The following is a 15,266-nucleotide window of genomic DNA, read 5'->3' as shown; positions in this document are numbered from 1 at the left end:
GCAGTCTCACAAGTGGTAGACATCGATGACCTGGCGAACGTAATCGTTCTTCAGAATCACTTTCTTGGCCAGGATCAGCGGGTTTTCACCGCGCACGTCGAGGGTGTAGAAACTGCTGCCGAAATAGCTGTCGACCGTCTTGTAGCGAAAACTCAGGGTGTGCCAGTTGAAGCGCACCTTGCACAGTCCGTCGGCCTGTTCGAGCAGCTCGATGTTGCTGATGTTGTGGGAGGTGCGGGTGTCCGGCACGCTGGCGCTGGAGCGCTCGGTCTTGATGCGGAAGACGCGGTCTTCAAGGCCCGTGCGGTTGCCGTACCAGATCAGCGAGATTTCCCGCTGCGGGTCTTCGGTCAATTCGTCGTTATCGTCCCAGGACGGCATCCAGAATGTCGCGTCGGGGGCGTACAGCTCCAGCCACTCGTCCCACTGACGATCATCGAGGTAGCGCGCCTCGCGGTAGAGGAAATCGCGCACGGCATCGTAAGAAATGGTCATTGCACGTCCTCCACGGCGATCAGCTTCGACTGTTCGGCAGCCAATGCCTTGAGCATGGTCTGCTGCCAGTACTTGTGTTGCAGCACGAACAGGCCTTCGTCCTCGGTGCGCACGCCGCTGAGCAGCGGATGCAGGTCGATTTCTTTTGCAGCCTCGTCAGCACCTTCGATCCAGTGTTCGGCGCCACGGGACATGTCGTTCCAGGTGGTGACGCTGCCCTGGTAGCTGGTCTGACAGGAGCGGAACTCTTCCAGATCGTCGGGCGTGGCCATGCCGCTGACGTTGAAGAAATCCTCGTACTGGCGAATCCGGCTGGAACGGGCGTGGTCGCTCTCGCCTTTGGGGGCGATGCAGTAGATGGTGATTTCCGTGCGGTTGACCGAGATCGGCCGGGCAATGCGGATCTGCGAGCTGAACTGGTCCATCAGGTACACGTTCGGGTACAGGCACAGGTTGCGCGAGTTCTCGATCATCCAGTCGGCGCGGGCCTTGCCGAAGTCTTGCGCCAGCTCATCGCGGCGCTCGTACAGTGGACGGTCCTCGGGATTGGCCCAACGGGTCCAGAGCAGCATGTGGCCCTTGTCGAAGGAATAGAAACCACCGCCCTGCTTGGCCCAGCTGCCGGCGCTCATGGTCGGGTTGGTGTCGCCGGCTTCGCGCTGCTTGCGCTGGTTCTGGGTGGCCGCGTAGTTCCAGTGCACGGAGCTGACGTGGTAGCCATCGGCGCCGTTCTCGGCGGTGAGTTTCCAGTTGCCTTCGTAGATGTAGCTGGAGGAGCCACGCAGCACCTCCAGGCCATCGGCGGACTGGTCGACGATCATGTCGATGATCTTCGCCGACTCGCCCAGGTGTTCGACCAGTGGCAGCACATCGGCTTTCAGGCTGCCGAACAGGAAGCCGCGATAGGACTCGAACCGCGCAACCTTGGTCAGGTCGTGGGAACCTTCGCAGTTGAAGCTCGACGGGTAGCCGGCGTTGGCCGGGTCCTTGACCTTGAGCAGCTTGCCGGAGTTGTTGAAGGTCCAGCCGTGGAACGGGCAGGTGTAGGAGCTCTTGTTGCCGGACTTGTGCCGGCACAGGGTCGCGCCGCGATGGCTGCAGGCGTTGATAAAGGCATTGAGCACACCGTCCTTGTTGCGCGCGATGAAGATCGACTGGCGCCCCATGGTGGTGGTGTAGAAATCGTTGATGTTGGGGATCTGGCTTTCGTGGGCCAGATACAGCCAGTTGCCTTCGAAGATGTGTTCCATCTCCAGATCGAACAACCGGGGGTCGGTGAACATCTCGCGCTTGCAGCGATAGAGGCCTTGCTCGGGATCGTCTTCAAGCAGGGAATGCAAATATTCGGGTCGCAGGGTCATGGCCGCCGCCTCCATTGTTATTGTTCAGGCAGGGGTCATGCTAGGACGGGGGGTCAGGCTGGAATATCCGCGCAGTGCAGACCTTTATCCGTTTTGTGCAGTGAGTCAGCGTTGTGTCAGGCAACATAAATGCTGGATGTACCGCCCCCATCGCGAGCAAGCTCGCTCCCACAGGGGTAACGCGATCCAATGTGGGAGCGAGCTTGCTCGCGATGGGGCCAGACCAGACAACATCAAACTTGAAGGTTCAATGCCGACGCTTGAGGGTATCGGACGGCAATTCACCGAACTGCTTGCGGTAGCTGTCGGAGAACCGGCCCAGGTGCAGGAAGCCGTAATCCATTGCCACTTCGGTGACGTTGCGCACGTTGCAGGTTGGATCGCTGAGGCAGGCGTTGATGCGTTCCAGGCGTTTCTGGCGTAGATAGTTTTTCGGCGTAAGGCCGGCATTTCGCTCGAACAATCCGTACAACGAGCGCAGGCTCATGTGGGCCTGGCGCGCCAGCTCTTCGCTGTCGATGTCCCGCTTGAGGTTATTGGCGATGTAGTCGGCAATCGCCTCGAACGTGGCCGTCTGCGAGCCCAGTTCGAGGCGGCTGACGTTGGTTTTCATCAAGCTGAGCATCTTGCTGACGATGATCTGCGTGTAATGCTCCTGGACCCTGGGAATTTGCTCGGTGGATTCGGCCTCCTGGCAGATCATCGCCAACAGGTTGACGAAGCCTTCCAGTTCATCGAGCTGATAACGGTTTTCCAGAAACCGCACGCCCTGCCCCGGATAGCGCCAGCGCTGCTCATCGCAGACCGATTCAAACAAGCGGGTCGGGACTTTGAGGATGAATTTTTCGCAATCGGCGGAGTACGTCAGGTCCACCGGATCGTCAGGATTGATCAGCAGCAATTCGCCGGGAGCGAAGTAATGCTCCTGGCCGTGGCCACGCCACAGGCAATTGCCGCGCAGCAGCACTTGCAGGTGATAGATGCTGTCCAGCGCACCGGACGTCACCCGCACACTGGCACCGTAGCTGATGCGGCACAGGTCGAGGCTGGCGAACTTGCGATGGTCGAGACTGGCCAGCGGGCTGCCGGCACGGGGCATGAGAATGCAGTGATTACCGACGTGCTGATTGACGTAGCCCGACACCGCATAGGGGTCGGCATGGTCGAACACTCTGCTGCGCTGACTCAACAGTTGAGCTTGCATCATCGGGTCACTCTCGTTGTTGTTATAGGTTGCGTTGGGGCATTCTAAGGCAGTATTTGCAGTAGCGTATCAGTGGACTGACCTGTGGGCATTCTCAATGAAACCTGTAGGAGCGAGCCTGCTCGCGATGGACTTGAGGACGCCGCGGGGAATCAGGCACCCGGCGTTATCGTTAACGTCCATCGCGAGCAGGCTCGCTCCTACAGGGAATCAGGACAATCAGTCCTCGAGTGCGCGAACCCGCTCGTGGCGCTGCTGTTCTTCAGGCTGAGCCGACGACTGCAGGGTGAAATCGAAGTCGATTTCGGCAAAGCGACCGCTCACACCATGGGCCGCCGCGCGCTGCTGATCGTCGCTGAAGGTGATTTTGGCGATCAGTTCGTCACGGGTGGCGTAGGCGAAATCGTCATGCAGGTACTGATCGCCGTCAAGGTTGATCTGGGTGGTCAGGTGGCGATGATCCGGCGCGGAAATGAAGAAGTGCACGTGCGCCGGACGCTGGCCATGACGACCCAGTTGATCGAGCAGTTGCTGGGTCGGACCGTCCGGTGGGCAGCCATAGCCCGACGGCACGATGCTGCGGAAACGATAGCGGCCTTCGGCGTCGGTCACGATACGGCGACGCAGGTTGAATTCCGATTGCGTGGTGTCGAAGTACGAGTAGGTGCCACCGGTATTGGCGTGCCAGACGTCTACCACGGCACCGGCCAGGGGTTCGCCAGCGGTGTTGAACACGCGGCCTTGCATGAACAGGGTCACACCCGGATCGACGCCGTCGTCCAGACGCGCTTCGCCTTGCGACAGCGGCGCACCCGCCACGTACAGCGGGCCTTCGATGGTGCGCGGCGTGCCACCGGATTTGCCGGCCTGCTCGTCTTCGGCGTCCATCAGCAGGTCGAGGTAGTGCTCCAGACCGAGACCGGCCACCACCAGCCCGGCTTCCTGGCGAGCGCCCAGCACGTTGAGGTAGTTGACGGCTTTCCAGAACTCTTCCGGGGTCACGGCCAGGTCTTCGATGATGTTCACCGAATCACGCAGGATGCGATAGACCAATGCCTTGGTCCGTGGGTTGCCGGCGTCGTTGAGCAGGCCGCTGGCCTCTTCGAGAAATTTCTGGACTTCGGCAGTGTGGGAAATCTTGACGTTCATTTTGAAGGGTTCCTCATCTTGTAATTATTAGCGTAGCGCTGAACAGGCTGGGCTCAGCGGTCATCGTCACGGATGGAAGAAGGATGCCGGCACATCGCGTCGATTTCGATGGCCATGTACGGGAACAGCGGTAATTGCATCAGCAGGTCATGCAGTTCCTGAACGCTGTCGACATCGAACACGCTGTAGTTGGCGTAGTGCCCGGCGATGCGCCACAGGTGGCGCCACTTGCCCTGCTCTTGCAGGCGCTGGGCCAGGGCTTTCTCGTCAGCCTTGAGTTTGGCTGCCGCTTCGGGATTCATGTCGACCGGCAGATTCACGGTCATTTTTACGTGGAACAGCATAATGCTCTCCTCAGGCTTGATGAATGGCGGTGGATGTCTTGTCGCGGCGGAAGAACGCCAGGCGCTCTTCATCCAGGCTCAGGCCCAGGCCCGGCGTTTTCGGCACGTGCAGTTCAAAATCGCGATACACCAGCGGTTCGCTGAGAATGTCTTCGGTCAGCAGCAACGGGCCGAACAGTTCGGTGTCCCACGCCAGCTTGTTCAGGGTGACGAAGGCATGGGCCGAGGCCATGGTGCCCAGGCCACCTTCAAGCATGGTGCCGCCGTACAGGGCAATACCGGCCGCTTCAGCGATGGAGGCGGTGCGCAATACGGCACGTGGGCCACCATTCTTGGCAATTTTCAGGGCGAACACCGAAGCTGCGCCTTCGCGGGCCAGGTTGAACGCATCTTCCACGCATTCGATGGATTCGTCGGCCATGATCGGCGCCGGGCTCATCGCGTTGAGGCGAGCCATGCCGGCGCGGTTGTTGCGCGAGATCGGCTGTTCGATCAGGTCGATGCCGTTGGTGCCGAGGATCCGGCAGGCCCGCAGCGCCACCGCTTCGTCCCAGGCCTGATTGACGTCGACCCGCACGCTGGCGCGGTCACCCAGGGCCTTCTTGATGGCGATGACGTGGGCCAGGTCGCGGTTGACCTCCCCGGCGCCGATCTTCAGTTTGAAGATGCGGTGGCGACGCAGGTCGAGCATTTTTTCCGCTTCGGCGATGTCCTTCTCGGTGTCGCCGCTGGCCAGGGTCCAGGCCACCGGCAGCGCATCGCGAACACGACCGCCAAGCAATTCGCTGACCGGCAGGCCGAGGCGTTTGCCCAAGGCATCGAGCAGTGCGGTTTCAATACCGGATTTGGCGAAGGTGTTGCCACGAATGCTGCGCTCCAGGCGCAACATGGCCGCGTTGACGTTGTTGCTGTCCTGGCCGATCAACAGTGGCGCGAAGTGCGTGTCGATGTTGGTCTTGATGCTGTCCGGGCTTTCATTGCCGTAAGCCAGACCACCGATGGTGGTGGATTCGCCGATGCCTTCGATGCCGTCGGCGCAACGCACGCGGATGATCACCAGGGTCTGGTTCTGCATGGTGTGCATCGCCAGCTTGTGCGGGCGGATGGTCGGCAGATCGACGATGATCGTCTCGATCGACTCAATGGCTGTTGCAAGCATTTCGATACCCGTCAGGTTCTTGAAGTTCTGGAATCGATTCTCGTACGGCTTTTTTCCTGAAGCCAATATAGAATTGGTCTGACTTGATACCTTAAAGGTATGCAACTGATTGACTGGAGGCCCCATGGAACTGCGGCACCTGCGTTACTTCCAGGTATTGGCTCAAACCCTCAACTTCACCCGCGCGGCCGAGTTGCTGCACATCGCCCAGCCGCCCTTGAGTCGGCAAATCCAGCAACTGGAGGACGAACTGGGGGTGATGCTGCTCGAGCGCGGCCGACCGCTGAAGTTGACCGACGCCGGGCGGTTTTTCCACGAGCACTCCACCGCCCTGCTCGAACAACTGAACAAGGTCTGCGACAACACCCGGCGCATCGGGTTGGGTGAGAAAACCTGGCTGGGTATCGGCTTTGCGCCGTCGACACTGTATGGCGTGCTGCCGGAACTGATCCGCCGGTTACGCAGTGGCGAGCCGCTGGAGCTGGAGCTGGGGCTTTCTGAAATGACCACCCTGCAACAGGTGCAGGCGTTGAAGGCCGGGCGCATCGATATCGGTTTCGGTCGAATCCGTATCGACGACCCGGCCATCGTCCAGACCGTGCTCACCGAAGACCGCCTGGTCGCCGCCCTGCCCGCCGGGCATCCGTTGCTCGCAGGGCCCATCAGTTTGCGGGAACTGGCCAAGGAACCCTTTGTGCTGTACCCCGGCAATCCAAGGCCGAGTTACGCCGACCATGTGATTGCCCTGTTCGAGTCCTACGGCGTGAGCATCCACGTCGCGCAATGGACCAACGAGCTGCAAACGGCGATCGGGTTGGTGGGGGCGGGAATCGGCGTCACGCTGGTACCGGCCTCGGTGCAGTTGCTGCACCGCGACGACATCGGCTTCACCCCGCTGCTGGAAGACAACGCCACCTCGCCGATCATTCTCAGCCGACGGGTGGGCGATGTATCGCCGGGGTTGAACCATTGTTTGCGGATGATTGATGAGCTGCTGCCACCAGCAGCGTAAGGCAATAGAACAGGCGATAATCACCTGTGGCAGCCCGCAACCCGCCCCGTGAAATTCGCAATGAGTGCGATCCAGTTCTCATTTCTGCAAGCGTCTAACGGGTGTTCCCGCCCCAGATCCAGTTCCAGAACCCCGGCAATTCGACCGGCTGCGAACCGTCACGCACGGTGCGCGCCATGGCCGCCCGCTGTAACGCAGCCTGATCGTCGTAAAACGGCTTGTCGGCGGTTTTCACCCCGGTCTCCCGGGCGCTGTCGAGCAGAATCTGCAGGTATTCACGGGTATGCCGGGCGGTATAGCGGTTGAGGTCGTGGAAGGTCACCACCACCGGAATCACGCCATCGACCACCGGCAACTCGCCGCGGGCAATGCGCTCGCGAACTTCGGACATCGAGCGCAGCATGTGCGACCGGCGCCGGGGGCTGGCGTTGAAGCCCCAGATCTTGCCGTCATTGGCGCTCAAGTCGGTGAGCAGTACATGCAGGCCATGCCGCTGATAAGCGGCGAAGGTGCGTTTGTCGTAGTTCCAGAATGGCGGGCGCAACAGGGTTGGCGCAGCGCCGGTAATCGCAGCGATGTCGGCGCTTCCATCGGTGAGGGCCTGCTCCAACACGGGTGGGTCAAGGGAACGATGATTGGTGTGCCGGGGTGTTGCCGTATGAAAGCCCAGGATATGACCTTCGGCATGTTCACGACGCATGATGTCCCGGCCCAATTCGCTGCCACCGGCTCGCGGAGCGCGGGTTTGCACGAAGAACACGGCCTTGATGTCCGATTGCAGCGGGTTTTGCGCCAGGCTCTCCAATACAGTGACGGTCGGATTCCACCAGCTCGATGCACTGGGGCCGTCATCGAAGGTCAGCAGAAACCGGATGGGGGGTTGCGCCTGCAAACGCTGCTCGGTCCGCGGAGTCATTTCGATGGGTGCGGCGATACAGCCGAACAAACCCACTGCCAGGGCGCACACCGTTAAACACTTGAACAATCGTTTCATCTTTTGCCTTGGGCCAGACCATCACGGTCGATACTTCAATGGGCAAGGATCCTTCGCCCGCTCATCCGTCGTCGGCCCGCATCGAGACGACGGGCCGAGGTTGGATAGGGTACACAGGGTTTGGTTCCGGTGCTCGCCAGGCCCGTTTCGCCACGAGCAACTAAACTCAAAGCTTCGGTCGGAGCGTCTTAACCGGAGTGTCAGGCCATGTGCGGACGACTGTCGCAATACCGTGGAATCCACGACTTCGTAGCGGTGCTGAGCATCCCCGACGCGCTGATCAATCGCGTCGGCAACGAACCCCTGGGGCACTACAACGCCGCCCCCACCACGCAACTCGCCCTGCTGCACCTGGAGAACGAGCGGCTGCACGCCGATGCCGTGCGTTGGGGGTGGCGACCGCACTGGGCGACGGATCGCGTGGAGCCGGTCAATGCCCGGGTCGAGAAAGTCGCTCACGGCCCGTACTTTCGGGCGATCTGGCCCCATCGCGCGATCTGCCCGATTGATAACTGGTTCGAATGGGTCGACACCGGCGAGGCCAACAAACAACCGTGGCTGATTCGGCGACGGGACCGCGCCCCGGTTTTCTGCGCGGCCATCGGCCAGTACCCCATCGGCGGAGCGCCCCACAGGGAACACGACGGTTTCGTCATTCTGACGGCCGACAGCTCGGGCGGCATGCTTGACGTGCATGACCGCCGACCGGTGGTGTTCTCACCCGAACTGGCGCGGGAATGGCTGGACCCGGCCACGCCCAGGGAGCGAGCCGAGGAAATGGCGTTATCCCAGGGCGAGGCCAGCGATGTATTCGAGTGGTACAAGGTCGACAGGGCCGTTGGCAATGTCAGGAACCAGGGCGCCACGCTGATCAAGGAAGTCCCATGAACCGATCAACAGCTGTAGGAGCGAGCTTGCTCGTGATGGACTCAAGAGCGCCGCGTTTAGCCAGTAAACACGCGTAATCGTTAACGACCATCGCGAGCAAGCTCGCTCCTACAGCAGCATTACGCTCAATGGCGGGGCTTCGTTGTATTCCCGTGCTGCTCAGAACTTGCGGTCAGGCTCTGACAGTTCCTTACCGTCGTCAGGATGCTTCCAGTCCGGTACCGAACGTTTCTGCTGCTCAATCTCTTCTTCCGTGGGTTCGTCCTCATCTTCTTCCGGGTCCGGTTGCTTGGGTTCATTGGCCATGTTCACCTCTCTTCCTGAAGGGATCGGTCATCAACTTAAGCTTAGATCAGTTCCCCTGCCCCGCTCAGAGCCACCAGCGCAGCAAAAAGAAGAAGCCCATGCTCAACAGCATGCTGAGCAACGTATTGCGCGTGTAGAGCACCAGCCCGACCGCCACCAGCGAGCTGATCAGATAGGGATTGTCCCAGTGCAGATTCAGCTGTTTTTCCGGCATGAACACAATCGGCCCGCAGATGGCAGTCAACATGCCCGGTACGGCAAACCCGAGGAACTGCCGGGCATTGCTGCTCAAGCGTAGCGGCAGTCGCGGTTCCAGAAAAACATAGCGGTTGAGGAACACCAACACGCCCATTCCGATAATCACTGCCCAGACCATCATGTGCGTCCACCGTAGAATTTATTGCAGACAAACCCGGCGGTCATGCCCGCCAGCCCCGACAGCACCAGCGCCGAGCCCCATTGCCAGTAGCTGAACAGCACCGAGCAGAACAGCGACACCGCCACGCACACCACGGTCGGCACATTGCGCACCACCGGGGTGATCAGGGCGATGAAGGTTGCCGCGATGGAGAAATCCAGGCCCAGGTGTTCAAGGCCGGGAATGCTGCTGCCGAGCACAATGCCCGCCAGGGTGAACAGGTTCCAGGCGATGTAGAACGTCAGGCCCACGCCCAGGGCGTACCAGCGGTTGAACTGCTGTTTGTCGTGCTGGCTGGTCAGGGCGAACAACTCATCGGTGAGCAAGAACCCCAGGCCCGCGCGCCAGCGCCCCGGCAATGGCGAAATCACCGAGCGCATGCTCATCCCGTAGAGCAAATGCTGGGAGGTCAGCAGCAGTGTGGTCAGCAAGATCGAAAAAATCCCGGCACCGCCCTTGAGCATGCCGATGGCCACCAGTTGCGCGGCACCGGCAAACACAATGCTCGACAGGCCCTGGCCTTGCAGGGGCGTGAGGTTGGCTTCGATGGCCATGGAACCGGCCAGCAAGCCCCAGGGCGCGGTGGCCAGGGACAACGGCATGATCGCCGCTGCGCCGCGAAAAAAGGCACTGCGCGGCATGATTGAGTTGGACATAACGTTCTACAGACAGGGATAGACCCCAGACTGTGCCAGCAGTCGCGGCCGAAGGCTTGAACAATCTTGCTCACTGATACGTGGCGTGCCATTCATCGGCTGCCCGCTTGATTCGCCAAAGTGCTAGCAACATGATGGCCCTGCATTTTCATCGAGGCAGGCCCTTCATGAGTTCAGTGGAAACCGACAGCGACGTTTATAAAACCCTGCTTGAATCGACCCGGGCGATTCCCTGGCGCATCGACTGGAAAACCATGACGTTCAGCTACATCGGGCCACAGATCGAAGAACTGCTGGGCTGGAAACAGCACAGCTGGGCGTCGGTCAATGACTGGGTCGAGCGCATGCATCCGGATGACCGCGACTACGTGATGGACTTCTGCGTCTCGCAATCGCGCGCCGGTATCGATCACGAGGCCGACTATCGCGCACTCACCGAAAGCGGCGAGTACGTCTGGATCCGCGATGTGGTGCATGTGGTGCGCAAGGACGGCGAAGTCGAGGCGCTGGTAGGTTTCATGTTCGATATCAGCGAGCGCAAGAAAACCGAAGAGCACCTGATCCGCCTGCAAAAGCAGCTTGAAGAGTATTCCTTCCAGGACGGCCTGACCGGCATCGCCAACCGGCGCATGTTCGACACCGTGCTGGAGCGCGAGTGGAACAATGCCCAGCGCACCGGCTTGCCATTGTCGGTGATCGTGCTGGATATCGACTACTTCAAGCAGTACAACGACCATTACGGCCACATCAAGGGCGACGAATGCCTGCGCCGCGTCGCGCAAACCTTGTCTCTGGCGGCGAACCGGCCACGGGATTTCATTGCGCGGATCGGCGGTGAAGAGTTTGTCTGGCTGCTGCCGGAAACCGATGCCGAGTCAGCGCGTCTGGTGGCGCACAAGTGCCTGCACCTGATTCGCCAGCAGCAGATTCCCCATGAATTCTCGAACGTGTCGAAGCTGCTGAGTATCAGCCTCGGCGTCGGCACCACCCTGGCGTCGATGCACGCGACGGCCCTGGAATTCGTCGAACAGGTCGATCATCTGCTGTACAAGGCCAAGCACAATGGCCGAATGCGCGCCGAGTACGCCGATTTTCGTGATTGACAAACGGCGCGCCGGCTTTTAAAACTGAGCGCCTCACTCAGGGTGTAAGCAAGTATGTCCGCAACCTTCAATCTCGACTCTTCCGTCATTGGCTTGATTACCAAGGCGCAAGGTTGCGTTGCGCACGCCCTCAAATCGAAGAAACAGTCGCTCATGTGACCGGGGCGCGCTGTCCCGTCAGATGAGCTGACAGGACATTGAGCGCGACGGACCACCCTCCCCTTGCTTACTCTCCTTCCATGCCCCTGACGGTGACGAAATCGGTCAACCATCAGGAGAAAGTGCATGTCAGCGTTTCAAGGTATCTGGGTTCCACTGGTCACACCATTCCACAACGGCGCCATCGATTTTGTCGGCTTGCGCCGGCTGGTCAGCCATCTGCTGGAAAAAGGTGTCGACGGTCTCATCGTTTGCGGCACCACCGGCGAACCGGCGGCGATGGGCAAGCATGAGCAACTGGCGGTGCTCGATGCGGTGCTGGAACTGGCGCCGGCGCAACAGGTGGTCATGGGCCTGGCCGGTAACAACCTGACCGAGTTGTTGCAGTTCCAGAGCGAGATCCTCAAGCGCCCGGTGGCTGGCCTGCTGGTGCCGGCACCGTATTACATCCGCCCTTCCCAGGCCGGCCTCGAAGCGTTTTTCCGCACGGTCGCCGATGCCTCCAGCGTACCGCTGATTCTCTACGACATCCCATACCGTACCGGCGTGGCCTTCGAACAGGCGACCCTGCTCAACATCGTCGCCCACGAGCGGATCGTCGCCATCAAGGATTGCGGCGGTAATTTTTCCAACACCCTCGCCTTGCTCAACAGCGGCCTTGTCGACGTGCTGTGCGGCGAAGACAACCAGATCTTCAATGCCCTGTGCCTGGGCGCCAAAGGTGCGATTGCCGCGTCGGCGCATGTCCATCCCGAACTGTTCGTGCAGTTGCACCGGCAAATCCGCGACAACCAATTGGCCGAAGGCCGCGCCACGTTTTTCCGTTTGCTGCCACTGATCAACAGCCTGTTCCTGGAGCCCAACCCGGCCCCGGTGAAAACCGCACTGGCCCTGCAAGGCTTGATCGGTGACGAACTGCGCGCGCCCATGCAACGCAGCAGTGAACCGATGACCGAGCGTTTGAAGGGTGTACTCAGCGCATTGGGCCGCGACAATCGATAGAGCAACGGCCTGCGGCCCGAGTAACATGGAGCGATTCGTTCAGCCTTCAGGGGCACCGACATGCTGTACCGAATCGCCGCCGACGGGCTGATGCTGTTTCACTTGCTGTTCATCGTGTTTGTGTTGTTCGGCGGGTTGCTGGTGCTCAAATGGCGCCACCTGATCTGGTGGCACCCACCGGCCGCGCTGTGGGGTATGGCGGTGGAGTTCTTCCACCTGCCCTGCCCGCTGACCGACTGGGAAAACCGCATGCGCCATGACGCCGGGCAAACCGGCTATGGCGGAGGATTCATCGAGCATTACATTTGGCCGGTGATTTACCCGGCGGGGCTGACGCCGGCTATTCAACTGTGGCTGGCCGCTGTGGTACTGGCACTCAATGTGCTGGTTTATCTTCGAGTGTTCAGGAAATGGAAGTGCCTCTGAAGGATCGCAGTCTGCGGCCGCTCCCTTTCCAGAGCAAAGAGTTGAATCGGGTGATTAATTTGTAGGAACCGACTCACTCGATAAATGGAAAAGGAGCTGAAAACGCAGGAAAAATCCGACTTAACAATCCATCTACAATCGTCAACAGTACCCCCCCTATTACGGAAAATTTAAACTGCAAAGGGGGCATCATGAGTCGCACCACACCGTCAGTCACTGGCGACGCTTCGACATTCGATCGATTACGAGCTATCTGGAAAGAAATCCTCAACCACCAGGCCATCTCGGCCGACAGCCATTTTTTTGAATGCGGCGCGACTTCCCTGTCGGTCATGATGCTGCTTGGCAAAATTGCCAACCTGTTCAATGTTGACCTGCCCCCCAAAGATATTTTCGACCATCCGACGCTGGCTCAGCAGACGAGGCTGCTCAACGGCAGCGCACGCCAGGGTAGTGAAAACAGCCTATTGCTGGACGCCCACGTCTGGCGCAAGCGAGAAGGTGAAGATACGCCCGGACTGGCTCAACGCGAGATCCTTGAAAAGCCCAACGAAACCCCAGCCTATCTGGAAAATGTGGTGCTGGCGTTTTACATTCGCGGCGAATGTTCAGTGGCCAGGGTTCGCGAAGCCTTCGGCGCCGTACTTGAACAGCAACCGGCGTTACGTTGCAGTTTCGAATTCAACGCTCACGATCAGTGGCGTCGTTCACAACACGCCCTGGATGAGTTCCCGTTGCCTTTTCACCTGATAAACCTGGCGCTTGAAAGCGATATCAGCCGAACCGTGACAGATCTGATCGCTGAAGAAACAGTGACCGCTTTTGACCTGAAACATCCACCGTTGATCCGGGCAACCTACCTTGAATGCCAAGGGACTGACGACGTGCTGATCATCACTGCCCATCACATTGCATTCGATGGCTGGTCAGGTGCGGTACTGATGGACCAGCTTTGCGCGCACTATCAGTCATTACTCGCCACCGGCGTGCCTGACAAAGCCAAATACTGCCTGCAATACGCAGATTATACCGATGCCCAACATCAACGTTTGGCTGAAAACCTGCTGGATAGACATAACGATTTTTGGCAAGAGACACTGAAACAACTGCCCGAACCCTTTCCACTGCGCGGCGCTATTGAGCGGCCTCGGCAATTTACCTATCGCAGTGCCGTTCTACCGCTCAACCTGGATGCGCAATACCCCGCAATCGCGCAATTGTGCAGCCGAACAGGCTTCAGCCTTTATACCGTTATCCTCACTGCGTTCTTGGTTTCTCTCGCCAGAAACACAGGCACGATCGACCTCTACGTACGCTCTCCAGTAGCCAACCGGACCGACGCGGCCCTGGAGCCGGTAGTGGGGTATTTTGTTCACCCCATGGTGATTCGCCCCCGGCTTTGTGAATGGTCTCCTTCTCTGTTGCTGCTGGAGCAGGTCAACCATTGCGTGTTGGATGCCTATGGCCACGCCATGCTGCCGCCGCATATTTTTGAGGCGCACTGCTCGCCCCGCGCTGTCGCTTACGGCTCCCGATTTCCCTATTGGTATAACCACCATAACTATCCCTCGCGGCAGCGCCAATTAGGCACATCACAGCTCCACGGTATCGGGGTTCCATCCAGCGGGATCAAGACCGATGTTTCGCTTAACACACTTCGTACCGAAAGCGGATTGGTCGGAAGTCTTTCCTACTACCGTGACGCCATTTCTGAAGATTGTGTGCAAGCCCTGTTGGTCAGTTTCAAGCAGGTATTGAATGAGTTACTTGCCATCCCACCCGGCGTACTTGTCGGCGACAGCACCAACTTCAACCAGGAAGGCACCGGTAACCAGGCAACCGGGTTGCAGCAATAATCGCGTAGTGGCCCTTGTGGGGATGGTCGCGATCTTTATTGCCGCATACGGAACACAGGGAACGCATATTCTTCTGTAGATACCGTATGGCCCCTCAAGAATTTTGCACATGCTGTCGACAGAAGACCCGGCGCTGCTCGAGGCCATCCGCGAAACCGGCAACCTGTCGCGGGCGGCGGCACACCTGGGCAAAGCGCCGTCGACCGCCGCCGCTACCGTTTGCAACTGACCCCGGCAGGCGAGCTGCTGGTCAACTAAGCGGCGCGGCTGATGCAGGACGTCTCGCGCCCGACCCAACAGGTCCAGCAAGTCGCCTATGGCTGGGAGAGCCGCTTGTGGATCGTCACCGACGAACTGCTGGAGTTCGAGACCTTGATTCCGGTGATCGACGAACTCGACGCACTGCACAATCCGGCGTATCGCTGCGCATAACCCAGGAAGTGCTCAAAGGAGCCTGGGGAGGCCCTGCGCGAAGGCCGCGCGGACAATGCGCGCAAAAATCCTCGCCAAGTGCAATGCACTGGTGGTGGGCTGGCTGCTAAGGAACCGGCTCACTGCTGAAAAACGGCACGCTGGTTGAAAAGCCAATGGCCGACCCGCGAGAGCCGAACATCCTGTATGCCGGTTGGCGTGGCGACCATGACGGTCGCGCCCTGGGCTGGTGGCTGGAGCAGCTGAAGAAATCGTACCTGGCTACCCGACTGGTCCAGGGAACGGACCGGTTTGTCTGACGC

General features: G+C 59.7%; 16 protein-coding genes and 1 pseudogene. 7 read left to right on the top strand and 10 right to left on the bottom strand.

Annotation, left to right across the window (positions count from 1 at the left end):
• Positions 1-6: 6 nt before the first annotated feature.
• The 6 genes from benB to KGB29_RS16465 all read right to left on the bottom strand — a co-directional run bounded on the left by benB (position 7) and on the right by KGB29_RS16465 (position 5,712).
• Entirely contained in the window at positions 7-495 is a 489-nt protein-coding gene (benB, locus tag KGB29_RS16490; RefSeq protein ID WP_102672557.1) for a benzoate 1,2-dioxygenase small subunit, read from the bottom strand.
• Positions 492-1,856: a benzoate 1,2-dioxygenase large subunit gene (gene benA / locus KGB29_RS16485; protein ID WP_057715469.1), complete on the bottom strand. Its 1,365-nt coding sequence runs from the start codon at positions 1,854-1,856 to the stop codon at positions 492-494. Before benA ends, benB begins: the two co-directional genes overlap by 4 nt.
• Positions 1,857-2,103: 247 nt before the next feature.
• Complete coding sequence (locus tag KGB29_RS16480; protein ID WP_150814968.1) at positions 2,104-3,063, bottom strand: AraC family transcriptional regulator; 960 nt, start codon at positions 3,061-3,063, stop codon at positions 2,104-2,106.
• A 216-nt stretch (positions 3,064-3,279) separates the two neighbouring features.
• Positions 3,280-4,209, bottom strand: coding sequence for a catechol 1,2-dioxygenase (gene catA / locus KGB29_RS16475; RefSeq protein WP_057715471.1), 930 nt, complete (start codon positions 4,207-4,209; stop codon positions 3,280-3,282).
• A gap of 53 nt (positions 4,210-4,262) precedes the next feature.
• A complete protein-coding gene (catC, locus tag KGB29_RS16470; RefSeq protein ID WP_008053771.1) occupies positions 4,263-4,553 on the bottom strand; it encodes a muconolactone Delta-isomerase in 291 nt (96 codons plus the stop codon).
• Positions 4,554-4,563: 10 nt separating this feature from the next.
• Complete coding sequence (locus tag KGB29_RS16465) at positions 4,564-5,712, bottom strand: muconate cycloisomerase family protein (protein WP_174245512.1); 1,149 nt, start codon at positions 5,710-5,712, stop codon at positions 4,564-4,566.
• Between the two features lie 124 nt (positions 5,713-5,836).
• On the opposite strand from KGB29_RS16465, the gene KGB29_RS16460 reads away from it, so the two are divergent.
• A complete protein-coding gene (locus tag KGB29_RS16460; protein ID WP_057715474.1) occupies positions 5,837-6,724 on the top strand; it encodes a LysR family transcriptional regulator in 888 nt (295 codons plus the stop codon).
• A 94-nt stretch (positions 6,725-6,818) separates the two neighbouring features.
• Here KGB29_RS16460 and KGB29_RS16455 read toward each other — a convergent pair whose 3' ends face one another.
• Positions 6,819-7,718 carry a polysaccharide deacetylase family protein gene (locus tag KGB29_RS16455; protein ID WP_057715475.1) on the bottom strand — a complete coding sequence of 300 codons (900 nt, stop codon included), beginning with the start codon at positions 7,716-7,718 and terminating at the stop codon, positions 6,819-6,821.
• A gap of 207 nt (positions 7,719-7,925) precedes the next feature.
• Here KGB29_RS16455 and KGB29_RS16450 point away from each other — a divergent pair, with 207 nt between their 5' ends.
• Entirely contained in the window at positions 7,926-8,606 is a 681-nt protein-coding gene (locus KGB29_RS16450; protein WP_150814970.1) for an SOS response-associated peptidase family protein, read from the top strand.
• A gap of 159 nt (positions 8,607-8,765) precedes the next feature.
• Here the strand turns inward: KGB29_RS16450 and KGB29_RS16445 are convergent, their stop codons facing one another.
• The 3 genes from KGB29_RS16445 to KGB29_RS16435 form a co-directional block, all read right to left on the bottom strand.
• Complete coding sequence (locus KGB29_RS16445; RefSeq protein WP_167362858.1) at positions 8,766-8,912, bottom strand: hypothetical protein; 147 nt, start codon at positions 8,910-8,912, stop codon at positions 8,766-8,768.
• Between the two features lie 64 nt (positions 8,913-8,976).
• Positions 8,977-9,288, bottom strand: a complete 312-nt coding sequence (locus tag KGB29_RS16440; protein WP_167362889.1) for an AzlD domain-containing protein — start codon at positions 9,286-9,288, stop codon at positions 8,977-8,979.
• On the bottom strand, positions 9,288-9,986 hold the full coding sequence (locus tag KGB29_RS16435) for an AzlC family ABC transporter permease (RefSeq protein ID WP_150814971.1): 699 nt from the start codon (positions 9,984-9,986) through the stop codon (positions 9,288-9,290). Before KGB29_RS16435 ends, KGB29_RS16440 begins: the two co-directional genes overlap by 1 nt.
• 167 nt (positions 9,987-10,153) lie before the next feature.
• Here KGB29_RS16435 and KGB29_RS16430 point away from each other — a divergent pair, with 167 nt between their 5' ends.
• The 5 genes and pseudogenes from KGB29_RS16430 (at position 10,154) to KGB29_RS28760 (ending at position 15,263) form a co-directional block, all read left to right on the top strand.
• Entirely contained in the window at positions 10,154-11,089 is a 936-nt protein-coding gene (locus KGB29_RS16430; protein ID WP_090457832.1) for a sensor domain-containing diguanylate cyclase, read from the top strand.
• Between the two features lie 285 nt (positions 11,090-11,374).
• Entirely contained in the window at positions 11,375-12,250 is an 876-nt protein-coding gene (dapA, locus tag KGB29_RS16425; RefSeq protein ID WP_150814972.1) for a 4-hydroxy-tetrahydrodipicolinate synthase, read from the top strand.
• A 60-nt stretch (positions 12,251-12,310) separates the two neighbouring features.
• On the top strand, positions 12,311-12,676 hold the full coding sequence (locus KGB29_RS16420) for a DUF2784 domain-containing protein (RefSeq protein WP_102672564.1): 366 nt from the start codon (positions 12,311-12,313) through the stop codon (positions 12,674-12,676).
• A gap of 191 nt (positions 12,677-12,867) precedes the next feature.
• Complete coding sequence (locus tag KGB29_RS16415) at positions 12,868-14,532, top strand: condensation domain-containing protein (protein WP_218543901.1); 1,665 nt, start codon at positions 12,868-12,870, stop codon at positions 14,530-14,532.
• Between the two features lie 109 nt (positions 14,533-14,641).
• Positions 14,642-15,263 (top strand): annotated as a pseudogene (locus tag KGB29_RS28760) (hypothetical protein).
• Positions 15,264-15,266 lie beyond the last annotated feature (3 nt).

Source organism: Pseudomonas sp. BF-B-30 (genome assembly GCF_019956305.1).
GTDB lineage: Bacteria > Pseudomonadota > Gammaproteobacteria > Pseudomonadales > Pseudomonadaceae > Aquipseudomonas > Aquipseudomonas jessenii.
The sequence above is the reverse complement of the archived record's forward strand: the minus strand, read 5'-3'. Positions and strand labels throughout refer to the sequence as shown.

What these genes read in the sequence shown, in the direction of transcription:
- KGB29_RS16465 (WP_174245512.1), bottom strand. Translation starts at nt 5,712, where the DNA reads ATGCTTGCAACAGCCATTGAGTCGATCGAGACGATCATCGTCGATCTG.
- KGB29_RS16420 (WP_102672564.1), top strand. Translation starts at nt 12,311, where the DNA reads ATGCTGTACCGAATCGCCGCCGACGGGCTGATGCTGTTTCACTTGCTG.
- KGB29_RS16460 (WP_057715474.1), top strand. Translation starts at nt 5,837, where the DNA reads ATGGAACTGCGGCACCTGCGTTACTTCCAGGTATTGGCTCAAACCCTC.
- dapA (WP_150814972.1), top strand. Translation starts at nt 11,375, where the DNA reads ATGTCAGCGTTTCAAGGTATCTGGGTTCCACTGGTCACACCATTCCAC.
- catC (WP_008053771.1), bottom strand. Translation starts at nt 4,553, where the DNA reads ATGCTGTTCCACGTAAAAATGACCGTGAATCTGCCGGTCGACATGAAT.
- catA (WP_057715471.1), bottom strand. Translation starts at nt 4,209, where the DNA reads ATGAACGTCAAGATTTCCCACACTGCCGAAGTCCAGAAATTTCTCGAA.
- KGB29_RS16480 (WP_150814968.1), bottom strand. Translation starts at nt 3,063, where the DNA reads ATGATGCAAGCTCAACTGTTGAGTCAGCGCAGCAGAGTGTTCGACCAT.
- KGB29_RS16445 (WP_167362858.1), bottom strand. Translation starts at nt 8,912, where the DNA reads ATGGCCAATGAACCCAAGCAACCGGACCCGGAAGAAGATGAGGACGAA.
- KGB29_RS16430 (WP_090457832.1), top strand. Translation starts at nt 10,154, where the DNA reads ATGAGTTCAGTGGAAACCGACAGCGACGTTTATAAAACCCTGCTTGAA.
- KGB29_RS16450 (WP_150814970.1), top strand. Translation starts at nt 7,926, where the DNA reads ATGTGCGGACGACTGTCGCAATACCGTGGAATCCACGACTTCGTAGCG.
- KGB29_RS16440 (WP_167362889.1), bottom strand. Translation starts at nt 9,288, where the DNA reads ATGGTCTGGGCAGTGATTATCGGAATGGGCGTGTTGGTGTTCCTCAAC.
- KGB29_RS16435 (WP_150814971.1), bottom strand. Translation starts at nt 9,986, where the DNA reads ATGTCCAACTCAATCATGCCGCGCAGTGCCTTTTTTCGCGGCGCAGCG.
- benA (WP_057715469.1), bottom strand. Translation starts at nt 1,856, where the DNA reads ATGACCCTGCGACCCGAATATTTGCATTCCCTGCTTGAAGACGATCCC.
- KGB29_RS16415 (WP_218543901.1), top strand. Translation starts at nt 12,868, where the DNA reads ATGAGTCGCACCACACCGTCAGTCACTGGCGACGCTTCGACATTCGAT.
- KGB29_RS16455 (WP_057715475.1), bottom strand. Translation starts at nt 7,718, where the DNA reads ATGAAACGATTGTTCAAGTGTTTAACGGTGTGCGCCCTGGCAGTGGGT.
- benB (WP_102672557.1), bottom strand. Translation starts at nt 495, where the DNA reads ATGACCATTTCTTACGATGCCGTGCGCGATTTCCTCTACCGCGAGGCG.